Raw genomic sequence first — 22886 nt, forward strand, 5'->3', positions numbered from 1 at the left:
AACGAGGCCGTGAGCCCGTCCGACCACCCGGCGCGCACCGCGCCCGCCTCGGGGCTGCAACGCGGCCTCTGGTTCCTCGACCGCCTCGATCCGCGGCAGGTCACCTACTGCACGCCCTGGACGGTCGACGTCACCGGCCCGCTCGACCTCCCGCTGCTCCAGCGCGCGCTGGACGCCCTGGTGGCCCGGCACGAGGTGCTGCGCACCACCTTCGCGCTGCACCCCGACGGCCCGCGCCAGCAGGTCCACCACACCCTCGCCGTGCCGCTCGCGGTGACCGACCTGCGCCCGCAGGGCGGCCCCGAGCAGGCCGGACGCCTGGAGGAACTGCTCACCGCCCGCTGCGCCGAACCCTTCGACCTGGCCGCCGGACCGCTGCTGCGCGCCGAGGCCTTCCAGCTGGCGGACGAGCGCACCACGCTGCTGTTCACCGTCCACCACATCGTCTGGGACGGCTGGTCCGCCGAGGTCTTCGAGCGCGAACTCGCCGACCTGTACGGCGCCGCGGTGCAGGGCCGGGCCGCCGACCTGCCGGAACTGACCGTGCAGTACGCCGACTACGCGGTGGAGGAGCTCGACACCTCCTTCGAGGAGCACCTGACCTACTGGAAGGAGCAGCTGCACGGCGCACCCGCCCTGCTGGAGCTGCCCACCGACCGGCCCCGTCCCGCCGAGCGCGGCGCGGCGGGACGGACCGAGGAGTTCGGGCTCGCCCCCGGCACGGCGGCGAAGGTGCGCGCCCTGGCCGAGGCGGAGGGCGTCACCCCCTTCACCGTCCAACTGGCCGCCTTCGCCCTGCTGCTGAACCGCTGGACCGGCGCCGACGACCTGGTGATCGGCACCCCCGTCACCACCCGCAACCGGCCCGAACTGGAGCACCTGCTCGGCTACTTCGTCAACCTGCTGCCGCTGCGCCTGCGGCTCGCACCCGGGCTGAGCTTCCGCGCCCTGCTGGAGCACGTCCAGGACGTCGCCTTCGAGGCCTACGGCTACCTCGACGTGCCCTTCGACCAGCTGGTCGACCAGCTCGGCACCGCCCGCACCGCGCAGCACCCGCCGCTGGTCCAGGTGGTGTTCGGCGCCCACGGCGAGGACCGCACCCCGCTCGTGCTCGGCCGGGCCACCGCCGGGAGCCGGGTGCGCTCCAACGGCACCAGCAAGTTCGACCTCACCTGGTCCGTCTTCGACAGCAGCGGGACCGGCAGCGGGACGGGCGGCGACCCCGGCGACCCCGGCGGCGAACTGCGCGGCGAGGCCGAGTACCGCAGCGAGCTGTTCGACGCCGGGACGGTGCGCCGGCTGGCCGCCGACTTCGGCGCCCTGCTCACCGCGGCCCTGGACGAGCCCGACGCCACCGTGCTGCGGCTGACCGGCCGCACCGCCGGGGCCGAGGCCGTCCGGGCCACCGACACCCCCGGCCACTGCCTGCACCGGCTGTTCGAGCAGGCCGCCGACGCCCACCCCGACCGGCCCGCCGTCAGCGACTCCGGCCACACCCTGAGCTACGCCGAACTCGACCGCCGGGCCAACCGCCTGGCCCATGCCCTGCGCGCCCGTGGGGCCGGCCCCGGCGACCGCGTCGGAATGCTGCTGGACCGCACGGCCGACGTCCTGGTCACCGTCCTCGGCGTGCTCAAGACCGGCGCCGCGTACGTGCCCGTCGACCTCGCCGCCCCCGCCGACCGCGCCGCGCTCGTCTTCGCCGACGCCGACGTCACCCTCGTCGTCACCGACCGCCCGGACCGGGCCCCCGAAGGCCCCTGGCAGGCCTACGACCTGACCGCCGAGGCCGCCGACCTGGCCGCCCGGCCGGACCACCGCCCGCCGGCCGCCGGGCGCCCCGGCGACGTCGCCTACATCATCTTCACCTCCGGCTCCACCGGCCGCCCCAAGGGCGTCGCCGTCGCCCACGAGCACGTCAGCCGGCTCATGGCGGACGGCGCGGAGCACTTCGGCTTCGGCCCGGAGGAGACCTGGACGCTCTTCCACAGCTACGCCTTCGACTGGACGGTCTGGGAGATGTGGGGCGCCCTGCTGCACGGTGCCCGCCTGGTCGTCGTCCCCTACGTCACCAGCCGCTCGCCGGAGGAGTTCGCCGAACTGCTGGAGCAGGAGCGGGTCTCCTTCCTCTGCCTCACCCCCTCGGCGCTGCGCCAGCTGGAGCCCGTGCTGCGGCGCGGCCCGCGCGACCTGTCCGCGCTGAAGTGGATCATGCTCGGCGGGGAGGCGCTGGACCCGGGCGTCGTCCAGCGCTGGTTCGAACTCGACCCGCCGCCCCCGGCCCGGCTCTGCAACCTGTACGGCATCACCGAGACCACCGTCCACGTCACCACCCACGACCTGGCCGGCAGCGCCGGCTTCGAGCGCAGCCTGATCGGCGCGCCCATGCCGCACCTCACCGCCCAGGTCCTGGACGACTGGCTGCGTCCGGTGCCACCCGGCGCGGCCGGCGAGCTGTACATCGGCGGCGGCAGCCTCGCCCACGGCTACTGGGGCCGCCCCGGCCTCACCGCGGGCCGCTTCGTCGCCGACCCCTACGGCCCGCCCGGGGCGCGGCTCTACCGCACCGGCGACGTCGCCCGGTGTCTGCCCGGCGGCGGTCTGGAGTACATCGGACGCGCCGACTTCCAGGTCAAGCTGCGCGGCTTCCGGATCGAGCTCGGCGAGATCGAGAACGCGCTCGCCGCCCACCCGGACGTCGACGCCTGCGTCGTCACCGTGCACGACGACCGGCTCGCCGCGTACGTCACCGGGCGCGAGCCCGCCGACGTCCGCGCCTTCCTCGGCCGCTCGCTGCCCCCGTACATGGTCCCGGCCAGCTTCACCGTCCTGGAGTCGCTGCCGCTCACCGTCAACGGCAAGGTGGACCGCGCCGCGCTGCCCGCCCCCGGCCAGCGCAGCACGGCCACCGGAGGCCGCCACGTCGAGCCGCGCACCCCGGAGGAGGAGGCCTTCGCCGCCGTCTGGACGGAGGTCCTCGGGGTGGACGGCATCGGCGTCCACGACGACTTCTTCCACCTCGGCGGCGACTCCATCCGGGCCGTCCAGCTCGCCGGCGCGCTGCACGAGCGCGGCTGGGGGGTGAGCCTGCGGGACGTCTTCAACGCCCCCACGGTCGCCGCCCTGTTGCCGCTGGCCGAGCCCGTCGCCGAAGGCCCGGCCGATCACGAGCCCTTCTCCCTGATCACCCCGGAGGACCGCGACGACCTGCCGCCCGGCCTGGCCGACGCCTACCCGATGGTCTCCATGCAGCTCTCCATGGTCTTCCACATGGAGATCGCCGGCGGCACCGACAGCTACCACAACGTCAACTCCTACCGGATCTCGGGCGACCTCGACGAACAGGCCTTCCGCCGCTCGGTCGCCGAGGCCATGGAGCGCCACGCGGTGCTGCGCACCGGCCTCGACCTGTCCGGCTACGGCGAACCGCTCCAGCTCGTGTACGGGCGGCTGCCCGCGCCCGTCGAGTTCACCGACCTGCGCGGCGAGCCCGACCAGGACACGGCGGTCCGCGAGGTGTTCGACACCCACCGGTGGACGCCCTTCGACCTCACCGCCCCGCCGCTGTTCCGGATCACCGTGCAGCGCCTGGCCGAGGACGCCTTCCAGCTCACCATCTCCGAGCACCACGCCATCCTCGACGGCTGGAGCTTCACCTCGCTGTTCACCGAGATCCTGGAGCGCCACACGGCCCTGGCCGCCGACCCGCTCGGCGCCCCCACCCCGCCGCCGCGCACCGCCTTCCGCGACTTCGTGGCCGTCGAACGGCAGGCCGCCGGGGACGAGCGCTCGCTCGCGTACTGGCGCGACCGGCTGTCCGGCGTCAGCGGCCAGTCCTTCCCCGGCAGCGAGGACGTGCACGAGGCGCCGCGCACCGTCGAGCGGGTGCTGCCCGAGGCGCCCGAGCAACTGCGGCAGGTCGCCGACGCCCTGGCCGTGCCCCTCAAGTCGGTCGCGCTCGCGGCCCACCTGCACGCCCTCGCCGCCGTCACCGGGCGACGGCGCGTCACCACCGGCCTCGCCGTGAACGGCCGGCTGGAACGGCTCGGCGGCACCGAGGTGTACGGGCTGTTCCTCAACACCGTCCCGCTGAGCTGCGAGCCCACCGACGACCTGCTCGCCCTGGTGCGCGAGGTGCACCGGGAGGAACTGGACATGATGCCGCACCGCCGGGTGCCCTTCGCCCGGCTCGCCCGGCTGATGACCGACACCGCGCTGGACAGCCAGTTCGGCTACCTGCGCTTCCACGCCCTGGGCCGGCTCAGCTCCGCCCGCATCGTGGACGGCCGGATCGGCTGCGAGCCGACCCTGCGCCACGAGCCCAACAGCTTCGCGTTCGGCGCCTCGCTGATCCAGGACCCGGTCTCGCAGCGCGTGCTGCTCGCCGTGGACCACCAGCGCTCCCTGGTCACCGACACCACCGCCGAGCAGTTCATCGACACCTACACGGCAGCCCTGCACGCCATGGCCGCCTCCGTCCGAGAGTCCTGAGGAACCGTCATGACCGACCTCCTGCACCGCCTGCGCGATGCCGTCGCCGCCCACCCCGAGCGCACCGCCGTCCTCGCCGGAGCGGCCCGCCTGGACTTCGCCGAACTCGACCTGCGCACCGCCGCGCTGGCCCGCGCCCTGCGCGCCCACGGCGTCGGCCGCGGCGACCGGGTCGGCGTCCACCTCGCCCGCACCGCCGACCTGCCGGTCGCCCTGCTCGCCGTCTGGCGGGCCGGCGCCGCCTACGTCCCGCTCGACCCGGCCTACCCCGCCGAGCGGCTGGCCTTCATGGCCGCCGACGCGCGGCTCGCGGCCCTGATCAGCGCGGACGGCCTCCCGGCGGCCCAGGGCGTGCCGGTCCTGCGCCCGGACGCCGCCGCCGGCGGGCCTGATCTGCCGGAGGCGGCCGACCCGCTCGACCCCGCCTACGTCATCTACACCTCCGGCTCCACCGGGCTCCCCAAGGGCGTCGAGGTGCCGCGCGGCGCCGTCGCCGCCCTGGTGGAGGCACTGGAGGCCGCCGGCGCCTACCGTGCCGAGCCCGGGGTGGTCGGCTGGAACGCCAGCGTCTCCTTCGACGCCTCCGTCCAGCAGTGGGCCCGGATCTGCCGCGGCGACACCGTCCTGGTCATCGGCGACGAGCACCGCGCCGACCCCGCCCGGGTGGCGGCCCTGCTGGCCGAGCACGCCGTCACCGACCTCGACCTGACCCCCTCGCACTGGGAGCTGCTGCGCGAGCCGCTCACCGGCGCCCGGGTGCCGCGGCTGTTCATGGGCGGCGAGCCCGTCCCCGAGCACACCTGGCGGGAGCTCGCCGACGGCGGCATCGACGCGCTCAACCTGTACGGGCCCACCGAGTGCACCGTCGACGCCGTCACCACGCCGATCAGCGGCCCCGGTCCGCACCTGGGCGATCCGCTGCCCGGCGTGCGCCTCCACCTGCTGGACGAGAAGCTCGCCCCGGTCGCCGACGGCGTCGTCGGCGAGCTGTACCTCGCCGGGCCCGGGCTCGCCCACGGCTACCCGGGCCGCCCCGGGCTGACCGCCGGACGCTTCGTCGCCGACCCGACCGCCCCCGGCGAGAGGATGTACCGCACCGGCGACCAGGCCCGGCGCGGCGAGGGCGGCCGGCTGGAGTACGTCGGCCGGGTCGACCGCCAGGTCAAGCTGCGCGGCTACCGGATCGAGCTCGGCGAGGTCGAGCACGCGCTGGCCCGGCTGGACGGCGTCCAGGCCGCCGCCGTCACCGTCCACGAGCCCGCCCCCGGCGACCGCCGGCTCGTCGGCTACGTCACCGGCGCCACCGCCGCCGCCGAACTGACCGAGCGCCTGCGGGCCACCCTGCCCGCGCACCTGGTGCCCTCGGCGATCACCGTGCTGGACGCCATGCCGCTCACCCCGAACGGCAAGGTCGACCACGCGGCCCTGCCCGCCCCCGCGGCGCAGCCCGCCCCCGCGGCCGAGGAGGCGCCCGCCGAGGGCCCCGGCGGGCTGGCGGAGCAGGTCGCCGAGGTCTGGCGCACCGTGCTCGGCCTGACCGGCGTCACGCCCACCGACGACTTCTTCTCGCTCGGCGGCCACTCGCTCGCCGCGCTGCGCGTCGTCCACCTGCTGCGCCGCCGGCTGGGCATCGAGCTCCAGCTGCGCCACCTGCTGGACTCGGCCGACCTGGCCGCCTTCACCGCCACCGTCGGGAAGGCCGTCGAGGCCGGCACCGCCGCCCCCCGGCCCGCCCTGACCGCCCGCGCCCGGGTCAGCGGCGCATGACCACCGCCACGCGGGTGCGCCCCCGCGTCGAGGGGGACTGGCTGCTCGTCCCCGCGCCCCAACCGCACCGCCCGTTCCGGCTGTTCTGCTTCCCGCACGCCGGGGGCGACGCCACCGCCTACACCCCGCTCGCCCGCGCCCTCGCCCCGACCGCCGAGGTCTGGGCGGTGCGCCCGCCCGCCCGCGGCGGTCGCCTCGGCCACCCGATGCCCGCGAGCTTCGACCTGCTGGTCGACGCCGTCGTGGACGCCCTCACCCCGCACCTGACGGGCCGGTTCGGCTTCTACGGGCAGAGCTTCGGCGCCCTGCTCGGCTACGAGGTCGCCCGGGCGCTGCCCGCCGAGCGGCGGCCCGAACTGGTGGTCGCCGCCTCCGCCTCGCCGCCTGCCACCTGGGCCGGCCGGGACCGCCCGCAGCACACCGCAGACGACCTGCTTCGCCTGGCCGGCATGGGTGAACTCATCGAGGGCGACTCGGAGTTGAAGGAGCACGCGCTTCAGGGTATCCGTACCGACCTGGCCGTGGTCGCCACCTACCGCCCCCGCCCGCACCCGCCGATCGGCTCCGACCTGCACACCGTCGCCGGCGCCGACGACCCGATGCTCGGCTCCGCCGGACTCCAGGGCTGGGCCGTCCACACCCGTGGTGCCAGCGGCCACCACATCGTCCCCGGCGGCCACCTGCTCGCCACCGTCGACGGGCCCGGCCCGGTCGACCTGCTGACCTCCCTCATCGAGCGACCGGGCCCGGGCCACCGGGCCGGCGCCGCCGCCGACCAGTCCACGACGGAGTAGCCATGCTGACCACCACCGCGGTCGACCTCACCGACCCGGGCCTGTGGGCCCGCCCCGACACCCCCGCCCTGGTCGCGGAACTGCGCCGGGAGGCCTCCGTCCACCGCACCGACACCGTCGACGACGGGCCGATCTGGTCGGTGCTCTCCTACCGGCACTCCGCGGAGGTGCTGCGCAACGCCACGCTCTACAGCTCCGAGCAGGGCTCGCTGCTCGGCGCCGGCGAGGGCAACGTCCCGGTCGGCTCCGGCCGGATGATGGCCCTCACCGACCCGCCCCGGCACCGCGAACTCCGCGCGCCCGCCAACCCGTTCTTCGCCCCCGGCCCGGTGCGCGGAGCGTCCCGCGGCATCACCGAACTCGCCGCCTCGATCGTCGACCGGGCCGTCGAGCTGGGCGAGGTCGACCTCGTCGACGCCGTCTCCGCCCTGCCGCTGTCCGTCATGTGCGACCTCCTGGACGTCCCCGAGAAGGACCGCGAGATGGTCGAGCGGGTCTGTGACGTCGCCTTCCTCGGCCGCACCCCCGAGGAGCGCCGGGCCGGCCACCAGCAGCTCATCCCCTACCTGTTGCACCAGGTGATGCTGCGCCGCACCGACCCGCGCGACGACCTGATCAGCAAGATGGCCACCTACCGGGTCGGCGGCAAGCTGCTGCCGATCGAGGACGTCGTCCTCAACCTGGACAACATCGTGGTCGGCGGCGTCCAGACCGTCCGTCACACCGCGGCCATGGGCCTGCACACCCTCGTCCAGCACCCGGAACTGTGGCGGCAGTTGCAGCGGGGTGAGGTCGGCATGGACTCGGCGCTGGACGAACTCCTGCGCTGGACGTCCGTCGGGCTGCACACCCTGCGCACCGCGAGCCGGGACACCGAGCTCGACGGCCGCACCATCCGGCGCGGCGACCGGGTCGCGGTCTGGGTGTGGTCCGCCAACCGGGACCCGGAGGCCTTCGACCGGCCCGAGGAGATCCTGCTCGACCGCGCCCCCAACAAGCACCTCGCCCTCGGCCTCGGCGCCCACTACTGCATCGGCGCGCCGCTGGCCAAGGCCGAACTCGGCGCCCTGTTCGCGGCGATGCTGGAGCGCGTCGCCGTGATCGAACCGACCGGGCCGGTCGTCCACAACCGCTCGATCATCAACTTCGGCCTGGACCACTTCCCGGTGCGCCTCACCCCGCGCTGAACCGGGCCGCCGCGGACCGCCGACGGGCGCCCGAGCCGAACTGCCGCGTTCCTGCCGCGACTCCTGCCGTTGCGCCCCCCGGCCCGCCCCTACCTTCGAAGCAACCCAAGGAGGACACCATGAGCAACCCGTTCGAGGACGACAACGCCGGCTACCTGGTGCTGGTCAACGACGAGAACCAGCACTCGCTGTGGCCGGTCTGGATCGACGTGCCGGCCGGCTGGACCACCGTCCACGGCGAGGACACCCGCCAGGGCTGCCTCGACCACATCGAGGCCAACTGGACCGACATCCGGCCCGCCAGCCTGACCGCCTCCCTCGCCCGGCAGTGAGCGCGACCATGCTGACCTGGGAACTGAACCCCGGCCGTCCGGCCCTCGCGCACGCCCCGCGCACCGCCGACATCGGCGAGGCCCGCGCATGGCTGCGCGAGAACGAGGCCGAGCTCACCGAAGCCCTGCACCGGCACGGCACGATCTTCCTGCGCGGCCTGCCGGTCGCGAGCACCGAGGACGTCGCCGCCGTGCGCGACGTCCTCATCCCCGAGCGCACCCCCTACCGGGAGAAGGCCACCCCGCGCAGCGACTACGGCAACGGCGTCTTCTCCTCCACCGACCTGCCGTCGCCCCAGCCGATCCGGATGCACAACGAGAACAGCTACACCCTCACCTTCCCGGGCCGGCTGCTCTTCGCCTGCCTGACCGCCCCCGAGGAGGGCGGCGCCACCCCGACCGCCGACTGCCGCCAGGTGCTCGACCACCTGCCCGCGCACCTGGTCGAGCGGATGCGGACGTCCGGCTGGACGCTCACCCGCAACTACTCGGACTACGTCTCCCTGGGCTGGCGCACCGCCTTCGCCACCGAGGACCGGGCCGAGGTCGAGGCCTACTGCCGGGAGAACGGCATCACCTGGGAGTGGCTGCCGGACGGCAACCTGCGCACCGGCCAGCTGCGCCCCGGCACCATCCACCACCCGGCGACCGGCGAGGAGGTCTGGTTCAACCACCTCGCCTTCTGGAGCGAGTGGTCGCTCGACCCGGACATCCGCGAGGCGATGACCGACGAGTTCGGCCCGGACGGCTTCCCGTTCAACACCGGCTTCGGGGACGGCGAACCCCTGGAGCGCGCCGACGTCGACGCCCTCAACGAGGCGTACCACGCCGCGACCGTGCGCGAGCGCTGGCAGGTCGGCGACGTGATGCTGGTCGACAACGTGCTGTGCGCGCACGGCCGGGACCCGTACCGCGGCGACCGCAGGATCGCCGTCGCGATGGGGCAGCCCCTCGACGTCCTGGACTGCCGGCCCAGCGTCCGGCCCACCCTGGCCGTCGCCTGACCGTCCCAGACCACCCCGTGCCGTGACGTGAGTAGAGGAAGCACCGTGATCCCGGTTTCGTACGCACAGCAGCGTCTCTGGCTGATCGACCAGATCGAGGGGCCGACCGCGCTGTACAACCTTCCGTTCGCCCTGCGCCTGCGCGGCGAGCTCGACACCGCCGCGCTGCGCGCCGCGACGGTGGACGTGGTCGCCCGGCACGAGGCCCTGCGTACGGTGTTCCCGGTGGCCGGGGGAGTCCCGGTGCAGCAGATCCTGCCGGCCGAGGAGGCGCAGCCGCGCTTCCTGGTCGTGGACTGCGCACCGGACGACTACCCCGCCCGCCGGGACGCGGCCGCCGCCGAGACCTTCGAGCTGAGCCGCGAACTGCCCATCCGGGTCACGGTGTTCACCCTCGCTCCGACCGAGCACGTGCTGCTCGTCGTCCTGCACCACATCGCCGGCGACGGCTGGTCGCTCGGCCCGCTGCTGCGCGACCTCGCCACCGCCTACCGGGCCCGGCTCGTCGGCCGCGCCCCCCACTGGGAGCCGCTGCCCGTCCAGTACGCCGACTACGCGCTCTGGCAGCGCGACCTGCTCGGCGACGAGCGCGACCCCGAGAGCCTGCTCGCCCGCCAACTCGACCACTGGCGAACCGCGCTGGCCGGCCTCCCGGAGGAACTGGAGCTGCCGACGGACCGCCCCCGGCCGCCCGCCCCCACCGGCGCCGCCGACTCCGTCGACCTCACCTGGGGCGCCGACCTGCACAGCGCCCTGCTCGACCTCGCCCGCGCGCACCGCACCACCCTGTTCACCGTCCTCCAGGCCGGCCTGGCCGCACTGTTCACCAGGCTCGGCGCCGGCACCGACGTCCCGCTCGGCACCGGCCTCGCCGGCCGCGCCGACGAGGCCCTGGACGACCTGGTCGGCTTCTTCGTCAACTCCCTCGTGCTGCGCGCCGACACGTCCGGCGACCCGAGCTTCGCCGAGCTGCTCGGCCGCGTCCGGGAGGCCCAGCTCGACGCCTTCGCCCACCAGGACATCCCCTTCGAGCGCCTCGTCGAGGAGCTCAACCCGACCCGCGCCCTCGGCCGCCACCCGCTGTTCCAGACCCTGCTGGTGCTCCAGAACCACGGACAGGACGCCGAACTCGACCTGCCCGGGCTGGAGTCCGCACCCGAACCGATCGGCCTGCGGGTCGCCAAGTTCGACCTCAACATCGGCATCGCCGAACGCCACGGCCCCGACGGCGCCCCCGCCGGGCTCACCGGCTCGATCGAGTACGCCGCCGACCTCTACGACCACACCACCGTCGCCGCCCTGGCCGACCGGCTCGGCCTGCTGCTGACCGGTGCCGCCGCCGACCCGCACGCCCCCATCGCCACCCTCGACGTCCTCGCCCCCGAGGAGCGCACCCGCATCCTCACCGAGTGGAACGCCACCGGCGCCCCGGGCCGGCCCGGGACCCTCGCCGAGTCCTTCGAGCGCCAGGCCGACCGCACCCCGCACGCCACCGCCCTCGCCCACGACGGCGGCACCCTCGGCTACGCCGAACTCGACGCCCGGGCCAACCGCCTCGCCCACCACCTGATCGCCCTCGGCGTCGGCACCGAGACCCCCGTCGCGATGCTGATGGAGCGCTCCGTCGACGTCGTCGTCGCCACCCTGGCGATCCTCAAGGCCGGCGGCTGCTACGTGCCCATGCACCCCGGCCTGCCGCCCGAGCGGATGACCGACGTGCTCGCCGACACCGGCGCCCCCGTGCTGCTCACCGACCGCGCCGACCCGGGCTTCCCGCACCGGGCCGTGGTGGTCCGCCCCGGCGACGAGGCGGCCGCCCCCGCCCACCGCCCCGGCGTGCCCGTCCACCCGGACCAGCTCGCCTACGCGATGTACACCTCCGGCTCCACCGGCCGCCCCAAGGGCGTCGCCGTCCGCCACCGCGACGTCCTCGACCTCGCCGCCGACCGGCGCTGGCAGGACGGCCGGCACGAGCGGGTCCTGCTGCACTCCCCGCACGCCTTCGACGCCGCCACCTACGAGATCTGGACGCCCCTGCTGGCCGGCGGCACCGTCGTGGTGGCCCCGCCCGGCGCCCTCGACGCCACCTCCCTGCACGCCGTCACCACCCGCCACGACGTCACCGCCGTCTTCCTCACCAAAGCCCTGTTCGACCTCGTCGCCGAGCAGGCCCCGCAGACCTTCGCCGCCCTGCGGGTCGTCTGCACCGGCGGCGAGGCCGCCTCCGGCACCCTGATGCGGCGCGTCCTGGACGCCTGCCCCGACCTGCTGCTCGCCCACGTCTACGGGCCCACCGAGACCACCACCTTCGCGACCCACCACCCGCTCGTCCACGCCGACCTCGACGGCCCCCGGGTGCCGATCGGCGGCCCGCTCGACGCCATGCGCAGCTACGTCCTCGACGCCCGGCTGTGCCCCGTCCCGCCCGGCGTCCCGGGAGAGCTGTACATCGCCGGTGCCGGGCTGGCCCGGGGCTACCTGAACCGTCCGGGCCTGACCGCCGAGCGGTTCGTCGCCTGCCCGTACGCGCCCGGGGAGAGGATGTACCGCACCGGCGACCTGGTGCGGCTGCGCGCCGACGGCGCCGTGGAGTTCCTCGGCCGGATCGACGGCCAGGTCAAGCTGCGCGGCTTCCGGATCGAACTCGGCGAGATCGAGGCGGCGCTCTCCCGCCACCCCGCCGTGCGCCAGGTCATCGTGATCGCCCGTGAGGACCGCCCCGGCGACACCCGGCTGGTCGCCTACTGCACCGCCGACGCCTCGCTCACCCCGGCCGAGCTGCGCACCTTCGCCGGCACCACGCTGCCCGGCTACATGGTCCCCGCCGCCGTCGTCCTGCTCGACGCGCTGCCGCTCAACGCCAACGGCAAGGTCGACCGCCGGGCCCTGCCCGCCCCGGACGTCGCTGCCGACGGCACCGGCCGCGAGCCCCGCGACGAGCGCGAACGGGCTCTGTGCGAGCTCTTCGGCGACCTGCTCGGCATCGACGACATCACCATCGACGACGACTTCTTCGCCCTCGGCGGCCACTCGCTGCTCGCCACCCGCCTCACCGGGCGGGCCCGCGCCGAACTCGGCATCGAACTCGCCATCGGCGACCTCTTCCAGGCCCCCACCGTCGCCGGGCTCACCGACCGGCTCGCCGACCGCGCGGCCGACGTGCCCGCCCCGGCCCGCCCGGCGCTGCGGCCCGGCCCCCGGCCCGACCGGGTGCGGCTCTCCTTCGCCCAGCGCCGCCTCTGGTTCCTCGCCCAGGCCGAGGGCCCCGCCGCCACCTACAACGTGACCCTCGCCCTGAGGCTGCGCGGCCCGCTCGACCCCGCCGCCCTGGCCGACGCCCTCGGCGACACCGTCCGGCGGCACGAGGCCCTGCGCACCGTCTTCGCCGTCCACGACGGCACCCCCCACCAGCACATCCTCGGCGGGCCGACCGCCCCGCTGCTCACCACCACCGACCGGCCGGTGGACGAACTCGCCCGCCACACCTTCGACCTGGCCGCCGACCTGCCCCTGCACGCCTACCTGCGGCCCGAGGGCCCGGACGAGCACGTCCTGGTCCTCGTCCTGCACCACATCGCCGGGGACGGCGCCTCGCTGGGCCCGCTCTACCGCGACCTCACCGACGCCTACCGGGCCCGGCTCGCCGGCCGCGCCCCCGACGGCGAGCCGCTGCCCGTCCAGTACGCCGACTACGCGCTCTGGCAGCACGCCCTGCTCGGCGACGAGGACGACCCGCAGAGCCTGGCCGCCCGCCAACTCGCCTACTGGCGGGACGCGCTGGCCGACCTGCCGGAGGAGCTGCCGCTGCCCGTGGACCGCCCCCGGCCGCCGGTCGCCACCCACCGCGGCGCCGTCGTCCCGCTGGAACTCGACGCCGAACTGCACGCCCGCCTCGGCGAGCTCGCCGCCCAGCACGGCGCGACCCTGTTCATGGTCCTCCAGGCCGCCTACGCCACCCTGCTGCACCGCTTCGGCGCCGGTACCGACCTGCCGATCGGCACTCCGGTCGCCGGCCGCCTCGACGAGGCCGTCACCGACCTGGTCGGCTACTTCGCCAACACCCTGGTGCTGCGCACCGACCTCTCCGGCCGGCCGGGCTTCGCCGAACTGCTGCGCCGCGTCCGGGACACCGACCTCGCGGCGTACGAGCACCAGGACACGCCGTTCGAGCGCCTCGTCGAGGAGCTCAACCCGGTCCGCTCGCTGGCCCGGCACCCGCTGTTCCAGGTGATGCTGACCTTCGCCACCGCCGCCGAGGCCGGACCGTCCTTCCCCGGTGTGGCGGCGGCGGAGGAGCCCGTCGACTACGGCACCGCCAAGTTCGACCTCAAGCTGTCGCTGACCGAGCGCCACCGCGCGGACGGGACCCCGGGCGGGCTCGCGGGCGGGCTGGAGTACGCCACCGACCTGTTCGACCGGGAGACGGCGGAACGGCTGGGCGCCGCGCTGGTCCTGATCCTGCGGCAGGCCGCCGCCGACCCGGACCTGGCCGTCACCGCCGCCGAGGTCCTGCCCGAGGCCGAGCGGGCCGCGCTGACGGCCGGCCCCGCGTCGGCCGGGGAACCGCCGCTGCTCCCGGCCGTGTTCGAGGCCCGGGCCGCGGCCACCCCGGAGGCGGTGGCGCTGGTCCACGCGGGCACCGCGCTGACCTTCGCGGAGCTGAACGCGCGGGCCAACCGGCTGGCGCACCGGCTGATCGCCGCCGGGGTGGCCCCCGGATCGGTGGTGGCCCTCGCCCTGCCGCGCTCGGCGGAGACGGTGGTCGGGCTGCTGGCGGTGCTCAAGGCCGGCGGCGCCTACCTGCCGCTGGACGCCGAGTACCCGGCGGAGCGGACGGCGCACATGCTCGCGGACGCCGCGCCCGCCCTGGTGCTGACCGACGCCCGCTGGCCGCTGCCCGAACTGCTGGCCGCCCTGCCCGTCCTGGACGTCACGGACGAGCCCGGCCCGGCCCAGGACCCGAGGCCCCGCCTGCACGCGGCGGACGCCGCGTACGTGATCCACACCTCCGGCTCGACCGGCCGCCCCAAGGGCGTGCTGGTGCCGCACCGCAGCCTCGCGGCCCTGCTGGCCGGCCACCGGGCCACGATGATCGCGGACGCCGAGGCGGCGCACGGCCGGCTGCGGGCCGCGCTGACCGCGTCGCTCTGCTTCGACGCCTCGCTGGAGGTCGTGCTCTGGATGGTCGCCGGGCACGAGCTGCACCTGATCGGCGACGAGGTCCGCCGGGACGCCGCCCTGCTGGTCCGCCACGTGCGCGAGACCGGGATCGACACGCTGCACGTCACCCCCTCGTACGCCGAGCAACTGGTCGAGGAGGGCCTGCTGGAGGAGCCCGCGCCGAAGCTGCTGCTGCTCGGCGGGGAGGCCATCGGCCAGGGCCTGTGGAGCAGGCTGTGCGCGTCCCCGCTGACCGCCGGCCACACCATGTACGGCCCCACCGAGTCCACCGTGCACGCCCTCACCCGGCCGCTCGACGGCACCCAGCGGCCGGTGCTCGGCCGGACGGTCGCCGGGACCGCCGGGTACGTGCTGGACGAGTACCTGAACCCGGTGCCGGTCGGCGTCCCCGGGGAGCTGTACCTGGCGGGGGCCGGGCTGGCCCGGGGTTACCTGAATCGGCCGGGGCTGACCGCCGAGCGTTTCGTCGCCAGCCCGTTCGCGGCGGGCTCGAGGATGTACCGCACCGGGGACCTGGTCCGCCGCACCCGCGACGGCGAGCTGGAGTACCTCGGCCGCACCGACCACCAGGTCAAGGTTCGCGGCTTCCGGATCGAACTCGGCGAGATCGAGAGCGTCCTGGCCGCGCACCCGCAGGTGCACCGGGCCGCCGTCCTGCCCGACGACAGCGGCCTGCGCCTGGTCGCCTACGTGGTCGCCGACGGCCCCCTCGACCCGGCCGGACTGCGCGCCTTCGCCGCGGAGACACTGCCCGGCTACATGCTCCCGGCCGCCATCGTGCCGCTGCCCGCCCTGCCGCTGAACGCCAACGGCAAACTGGACCGTGCCGCGCTCCCGGCCCCGGACTTCGCCGCCCTCGCCGGCGGCCGGGCCGCCCGCACCCCGCAGGAGGAGATCCTCTGCGGCCTGCTCGCCGAGGTGCTCGGCCTGGACGCGGTCGGCGCCGACGACGACTTCTTCGCCCTCGGCGGGCACTCGCTGCTCGCCACCCGGCTGCTGAGCCGGGTCCGGGGCGCGCTGGGTGCGGAGTTGGGCATCCGGGACGTCTTCGAGGCGCCGACCGCGGCCGGGCTCGCCGGCCGCCTCGACGCGGGCTGCGACCGGCTCGCGCTGAGCGCCCGGGCCGAGCGGCCCGAGCGGGTGCCGCTGTCCTTCGCGCAGCAGCGGCTCTGGCTGATCGACCGGATGGAAGGCCCGAGCGCCCTCTACAACTCGCCGCTGGCCCTGCGGTTGGCCGGGGAGCTGGACGCCGCGGCCCTGGAACTCGCCCTCGGCGACCTGGTGGCCCGGCACGAGAGCCTGCGCACGGTGATCGTCGAGACCGACGGCGAGCCCCACCAGCTGATCCGCCCGGCCGACGCGGCGGCGGTGCCCTTCGACGTCCGGGACTGCCCGGCCGACGAGGTCGCCGAGGCCGTCGACGCGGCCTCTCGCCGGGCCTTCGACCTGGCCACCGAACTCCCGCTCCGGGCCGTCCTGCTGCGCACCGCCGACCAGGACCACGTGCTGGTCCTGGTACTGCACCACATCGCGAGCGACGGCTGGTCGACGGGCCCGCTGCTGCGCGATCTCGCCGAGGCCTACGCGGCCCGGGCGGCGGGCACCGCGCCCGATCGGGCGCCGCTGCCGGTGCAGTACGCGGACTACGCGCTCTGGCAGCAAGAGCTGCTCGGCGAGGAGGTCGATCCGGAGAGCCTGGCCGCCCGCCAACTCGCCTACTGGCGGGACGCGCTGGCCGACCTCCCGGAGGAGCTGACGCTGCCGGCGGACCGCCCCCGGGGCGCCGTCGCCAGCCACCACGGTGACCGGGTGTCGCAACTCCTGGGTGCCGAACTCCACCGCGAACTGGTCGCGTTGGCGCGCTCGCAGCGGGTGACGGTGTTCATGGCCCTCCAGGCCGCCCTCGCCGCCCTGCTCACCCGGCTCGGCGCGGGCACCGACGTGCCGATCGGTTCGGTGGTGGCCGGGCGGTCCGACGAGGCGCTGGACGACCTGGTCGGCTTCTTCGTCAACACCCTGGTGCTGCGCACCGACACCTCGGGCGATCCGAGCTTCACCGAACTGCTGGCCCGCGTCCGGGAGACCGACCTCGGTGCCTACGCGCACCAGGACGTGCCGTTCGAGCGGCTGGTGGAGGAGCTGAACCCGGCCCGCTCGCTGGCCCGCCACCCGCTCTTCCAGGTCATGCTGGTGCTCCAGAACAACGAGCAGGCCGACGCGTCGCCCACCGGCCTGTGGGGCGAGGCGCTGCCGGCGGCCACCGGAGTCGCCAAGTTCGACCTCAACCTGATCGCCCAGGAGTCCTTCGACCCGGAGGGCGAACCCGCCGGGATCGACTGCGCGCTCGACTTCGCGACGGACCTCTTCGACCGGGAGACGGCCGAGACGGTCGTCCGCCACTTCGCGCGGCTGCTGACGGCGGCCGTCCAGCGGCCGGACACCCGGATCGGGCTGCTCCCGTTGATCACCCCGGTCGAGCGGGTCGAACTGCTGGGCGGGGTGGTGCCGTTGGCGGTGGAGGTGCCGTTGGTTCCGGCTGTGTTCGAGGCTCAGGCCGTGGCGACTCCGGAGGTGGTGGCGCTGGTCCACGGGGGCGTCGCGTTGACCTTCGCGGAGTTGGACGCGCGGGCGAACCGGTTGGCGCACCGGCTGATCGCCGCCGGGGTGGTCCCCGGGTCGGTGGTGGCGTTGGCGCTGCCGCGTTCGGTGGAGTCGGTGGTGGGGTTGCTGGCGGTGTTGAAGGCCGGTGGTGTCTACCTGCCGCTGGACCCGTCGTATCCGGCGGAGCGGACGGCGTACACGCTGGAGGATGCGGCGCCGGTGCTGGTGTTGAGTGACGGGCGCTGGCCGTTGCCGGAGGTGCTGGCGGGGTTGTCCGTTCTGGATGTCACGGATGTGCCCGGTCCGGAGGGGAGTCCGAGCCGTCGGCTGGGCGCGGCGGATGCGGCGTACGTGATCTACACGTCGGGCTCCACCGGTCGCCCCAAGGGCGTGGTGGTGTCGCACGGGAGTCTCGCGGCGCTGCTGGCGGGCCACCGGATGGAGCTGATGGCGGGTGAGGAGCGGCGGAGGGTCGCGTTGACGGCCTCGCTGTGCTTCGACGCTTCGTGGGACGGCGTGCTGTGGATGGTCGCCGGGCACGAGCTGCACCTGATCGGCGACGAGGTCCGCCGGGACGCCGCCCTGCTGGTCCGCCACGTGCGCGAGGCCGGAATCGGCGTCCTGGAGGTCACCCCTTCGTACGCCGAACAGCTCCTGGCAGAAGGACTGTTGGAAGCACCGGCGCCGGGCCTCCTGCTGCTGGGCGGTGAGGCCGTGGGCCAGGCGCTGTGGACGCGGTTGCGGGAGGCGCCGGGGACTCGGGCGTACAACCTGTACGGTCCGACGGAGTGCACCGTGGACGCGCTGGTGCAGCCGCTCGACGGCGCGGACCGGCCGGTGCTCGGCCGGACGGTCGCCGGGACTGCCGGGTACGTGCTGGACGAGCACCTGAACCCGGTGCCGGCGGGTGTTCCGGGGGAGTTGTACCTCGCCGGGGCCGGTCTGGCCCGGGGCTACCTGGGTCGCGCGGCGCTCACGGCGGAGCGTTTCGTCGCCAGCCCGTTCGCCGAGGGTACGAGGATGTACCGTACCGGGGACCTGGTCCGCCGCACCCGTGACGGCGAGCTGGAATACCTGGGCCGCACCGACGACCAGGTGAAGATCCGTGGCTTCCGGATCGAACTCGGCGAGATCGAGCAGGCGTTGACCCGCCACCCCGCCGTCCGCCAGACCGTGGTGACCGTTCGGGAGAGCAGCGAAGGAGACCGCCGGCTGGTCGCCTACTGCGCGGTGGACGGCGCCGCCGCCCCCGAACTCGCCCACGCGCTGCGCCGGTTCGCCGGCGAGTCGCTGCCCGGCTACATGGTGCCCGCCGCCGTGGTGCCGCTCGACGCCCTGCCGCTGACCGGCAGCGGCAAGGTCGACCGCCGTGCTCTGCCCGCCCCGGACTTCGCCGCCCTGGCGGCGGCCGGCGGCCGGACGGCCCGTAGCCCGCAGGAGGAGATCCTGTGCGGCCTGCTCGCCGAGGTGCTCGGCCTGGACGCGGTCGGCGCCGACGACGACTTCTTCGCGCTGGGCGGGCACTCGCTGCTCGCCACCCGGCTGCTGAGCCGGGTCCGGTCCGTGCTGGGTGTGGAGTTGGGCATCCGGGACGTCTTCGAGGCGCCGACCGCGGCCGGGCTCGCCGGCCGCCTCGACGCGGGCTGCGACCGGCTCGCGCTGAGCGCCCGGGCCGAGCGGCCCGAGCGGGTGCCGCTGTCCTTCGCGCAGCAGCGGCTCTGGCTGATCGACCGGATGGAGGGCCCGAGCGCCCTCTACAACCTGCCGCTCGTGCTCCGCGTGACGGGCGAGCTGGACGCCGCGGCCCTGGAGCTCGCCCTCGGCGACCTGGTGGCCCGGCACGAGAGCCTGCGCACGGTGATCGAGGAGGAGGACGGAACCCCGTACCAGCGGATCCGACCGGCCGAGGCGGCCCGCGTCCCCGTCGAGCTGCTGCCCGGCGGCACCGCGCCGGAGGCCTGCACCTCGCGCCCGTTCGACCTCGCCGCCGAACTGCCGATCCGGGCCCACCTGATCCCGGCCGGCCGGGACGAGCACCTGCTCGTCCTGGTGCTGCACCACATCGCCGGTGACGGCTGGTCGATGGGCCCGCTGCTGCGCGATCTCGCCGCGGCCTACGCGGCGCGGGTGGCGGGCGCCGCGCCCGAGCAGGCGCCGCTGCGGGTGCAGTACGCGGACTACGCGCTCTGGCAGCGTGAGCTGCTCGGCGAAGGCGAGGGCGAAGGCGAAGGCCAGGCCCAGGGCGGCCTCCTCAGTCGCCAACTCGCCTACTGGCGGGACGCGCTGGCCGACCTCCCGGAGGAGCTGGCGCTCCCGGCGGACCGCCCCCGGGGCGCCGTCGCCAGCCACCGCGGCGACCGGATCGTCCATCCGCTGGGCGCCGAACTCCACCGCGACCTGGTGACGTTGGCGCGCTCGCAGCGGGTGACGATGTTCATGACCGTCCAGGCCGCCCTCGCCGCCCTGCTCACCCGGCTCGGCGCGGGCACCGACGTGCCGATCGGTTCGGTGGTGGCCGGGCGGTCCGACGAGGCGCTGGACGACCTGGTCGGCTTCTTCGTCAACACCCTGGTGCTGCGCACCGACACCTCGGGAGATCCGAGCTTCACCGAACTGCTGGCCCGCGTCCGGGAGACCCAACTCGACGCGCACGCACACCAGGACGTGCCGTTCGAGCGGCTGGTGGAGGAGCTGAACCCGGCCCGCTCGCTGGCCCGCCACCCGCTCTTCCAGGTCATGCTGGTGATGCAGGGCGACGGCGACGCGGCGCCGCTCGACGCGGCCGGTCTGGACGTCTCCGTCGAGCCGTCCGGTGGCGCGGTCGCCAAGTTCGACCTGAGCGTCGGCATCGGCGAGTCCTTCGACGCGGACGGCGCCCCAGCCGGCCTGGAGTGCGTGATCGACTTCGCCACCGACCTCTTCGACCGGGAGACGGCCGAGGCGATCGCCCTCCGGCTCGGCCGGCTGCTGGCGGCCGTGGCGGCCGAGCCGGACCAGCCGATCGGTCGGGCGGAGCTGCTGTCCCCGGTCGAGCGGGTCGAACTGCTGGGCGGGGTGGTGCCGTTGGAGGCGGAGGTGCCGTTGGTTCCGGCCGTGTTCGAGGCTCAGGCCGTGGCGACTCCGGAGGTGGTGGCGCTGGTCCACGGGGGCGTCGCGTTGACCTTCGCGGAGCTGGACGCGCGGGCGAACCGGTTGGCGCACCGGCTGATCGCCGCCGGGGTGGTCCCCGGGTCGGTGGTGGCGTTGGCGCTGCCGCGTTCGGTGGAGTCGGTGGTGGGGTTGCTGGCGGTGTTGAAGGCCGGTGGCGTCTACCTGCCGCTGGACCCGTCGTACCCGGCGGAGCGGACGGCGTACACGCTGGAGGATGCGGCGCCGGTGCTGGTGCTGAGTGACGGGCGCTGGCCGTTGCCGGAGGTGCTGGCGGGGCTGTCCGTTCTGGATGTCACGGATGTGCCCGGTCCGGACGGGAGTCTGAGCCGTCGGCTGGAGTCGGCGGATGCGGCGTATGTGATCTACACCTCGGGCTCCACCGGTCGCCCCAAGGGCGTGGTGGTGTCGCATGGGAGCCTCGCGACGCTGCTGGCGGGCCACCGGATGGAGCTGATGGCGGGTGAGGAGCGGCGGAGGGTCGCGTTGACGGCCTCGCTGTGCTTCGACGCTTCGTGGGACGGCGTGCTGTGGATGGTCGCCGGGCACGAACTGCACCTGATCGGCGACGACCTGCGCCTCGACGCAGCCGCCCTGGTCCGCCACGTCGGCACGCACGGCCTCGACGTGGTGAACTCGACCCCGTCCTTCGCGGCCCAACTGGTCGAGGAGGGACTGCTCGACGCCCCCGCCCCGAAGCTCGTGCTGCTGGGGGGTGAGGCGGTCGGTCAGGCGCTGTGGACGCGGTTGCGGGAGGCGCCGGGGACCCGGGCGTACAACCTGTACGGTCCGACGGAGTCCACCGTGGACGCGCTGGTGCAGCCGCTCGACGGCACCCAGCGGCCGGTGCTCGGCCGGACGGTCGCCGGGACCGCCGGGTACGTGCTGGACGAGCACCTGAACCCGGTGCCGGCCGGTGTCCCCGGGGAGTTGTACCTGGCGGGGGCCGGTCTGGCCCGCGGTTACCTGGGTCGTGCGGCGCTCACGGCGGAGCGTTTCGTCGCCAGCCCGTTCGCCGAGGGTACGAGGATGTACCGTACCGGGGACCTGGTCCGCCGCACCCGTGACGGCGGGATCGAGTACCTGGGCCGCACCGACGACCAGGTGAAGATCCGTGGCTTCCGGATCGAACTCGGCGAGATCGAGCAGGCGTTGACCCGCCACCCGGAGGTCGCCGCCGCCGTCGTCCGACCGGACGACAGCGGCAGCCGGCTGGTCGCCTACCTGGTCACCGACCGTCCGCTCGACCCGGCCGGGCTGCGGGCCTTCACCGCCGAGTCCCTGCCCGCCCACATGGTGCCCGCCGCCTTCGTCGCGCTGCCCGCCCTGCCGCTGACCGGCAGCGGCAAGGTCGACCACCGCGCTCTGCCCGCACCGGACTTCGCCGCCCTGCCGGCCGGCCGCCCGGCCCGCACCCCGCGGGAGCGCCTGCTGTGCACGCTGTTCGCCGAGACCCTCGGCCTGGAGCGGGTCGGCATCGACGACGGCTTCTTCGACCTCGGCGGACACTCCCTGCTCGCCATGAAGCTGCTCTCCCGGATCCGCACCGCGCTCGGCGTCGACCTCGGCATGCGGGCGCTGTTCGAGGCGCCGACCGTGGCCGGGCTCGACCGCCGGCTTGACCAGGGCCCGGCGGCCGACGCCCTGGACGTCCTGCTGCCGCTGCGCACCGGCGGCGACCGGGCCCCGCTGTTCTGCGTCCACCCGGCGGCCGGCATCAGCTGGGTCTACTCCGGGCTGCTGCGCCACCTCGACCCCGAGCTGCCGATGTACGGCCTCCAGGCCCGTGGCCTGCGCGGCGGGGCGCCGGCGAGCGTCGCCGAGATCGCCGAGGACTACGTGCGGCAGATCCGCGCGGTGCACCCGTCCGGCCCGTACCACCTGCTGGGCTGGTCCTTCGGCGCGGTGGTCGCCCAGGAGATGGCGGTCCGGCTGCGGGCCGAGGGCGCGCCGGTCGGCCTGCTGGCCCTGTTGGACGGCGCCCCGGCGGTTCGCACGGACGCCGCCCCGCCCACCACCGAACCGGCCGACACGCTGGCCGAGTTGCTGCGCTCGCTGGGCTACGACCCGGCGGACGGCAGCGGCCAGGCCGACCTGGCGGCCGTGCTCGGCGAGGCCGCGGACGTCCTGCCCGAGGTGTTCGACCGGCACCGCAAGCTGATGGCCGAGCACCTGCCCGAGCAGTACCGGGGCGACGCCGTGTTCTTCGGCGCCACTCTCGACAAGCCCGCCGACTGGCCGTACGAGCAGGCTTGGCGGCCCTACCTGGACGGCCGGATCGAGAGCCACCGCCTGGCCTGCGGGCACGGCGACCTGACCCGTCCGGAGTCCCTCGCACGGATCGCCGCCGTGCTCGCCGAGAAGCTTGGAGTGTGATCCACG

7 protein-coding genes are annotated in these 22886 nt (G+C 75.1%); all 7 read left to right on the top strand.

Annotated features, from left to right (window positions below; all coding sequences use genetic code 11):
- Positions 1–9 precede the first annotated feature (9 nt).
- The 7 genes from ACIOGZ_RS13105 to ACIOGZ_RS13135 all read left to right on the top strand — a co-directional run bounded on the left by ACIOGZ_RS13105 (position 10) and on the right by ACIOGZ_RS13135 (position 22880).
- Positions 10–4491 (top strand): amino acid adenylation domain-containing protein, encoded by a 4482-nt coding sequence (locus tag ACIOGZ_RS13105; RefSeq protein WP_400985929.1) that lies wholly within the window; start codon positions 10–12, stop codon positions 4489–4491.
- A gap of 9 nt (positions 4492–4500) precedes the next feature.
- Positions 4501–6258 (top strand): non-ribosomal peptide synthetase, encoded by a 1758-nt coding sequence (locus ACIOGZ_RS13110; RefSeq protein WP_363629441.1) that lies wholly within the window; start codon positions 4501–4503, stop codon positions 6256–6258.
- Positions 6255–7052 carry a thioesterase domain-containing protein gene (locus ACIOGZ_RS13115; protein WP_363586025.1) on the top strand — a complete coding sequence of 266 codons (798 nt, stop codon included), beginning with the start codon at positions 6255–6257 and terminating at the stop codon, positions 7050–7052. Before ACIOGZ_RS13110 ends, ACIOGZ_RS13115 begins: the two co-directional genes overlap by 4 nt.
- 2 nt (positions 7053–7054) lie before the next feature.
- Positions 7055–8239, top strand: a complete 1185-nt coding sequence (locus ACIOGZ_RS13120) for a cytochrome P450 (protein ID WP_363586026.1) — start codon at positions 7055–7057, stop codon at positions 8237–8239.
- Positions 8240–8358: 119 nt separating this feature from the next.
- Positions 8359–8571 carry an MbtH family protein gene (locus ACIOGZ_RS13125; RefSeq protein ID WP_063350320.1) on the top strand — a complete coding sequence of 71 codons (213 nt, stop codon included), beginning with the start codon at positions 8359–8361 and terminating at the stop codon, positions 8569–8571.
- A gap of 8 nt (positions 8572–8579) precedes the next feature.
- Positions 8580–9575 (top strand): TauD/TfdA family dioxygenase, encoded by a 996-nt coding sequence (locus ACIOGZ_RS13130; RefSeq protein WP_363586027.1) that lies wholly within the window; start codon positions 8580–8582, stop codon positions 9573–9575.
- A gap of 45 nt (positions 9576–9620) precedes the next feature.
- Positions 9621–22880 carry an amino acid adenylation domain-containing protein gene (locus tag ACIOGZ_RS13135; RefSeq protein WP_400985932.1) on the top strand — a complete coding sequence of 4420 codons (13260 nt, stop codon included), beginning with the start codon at positions 9621–9623 and terminating at the stop codon, positions 22878–22880.
- Positions 22881–22886 lie beyond the last annotated feature (6 nt).

This window comes from Kitasatospora sp. NPDC088160, from assembly GCF_044741445.1.
In the GTDB taxonomy this organism is placed as follows: Bacteria; Actinomycetota; Actinomycetes; order Streptomycetales; family Streptomycetaceae; genus Kitasatospora.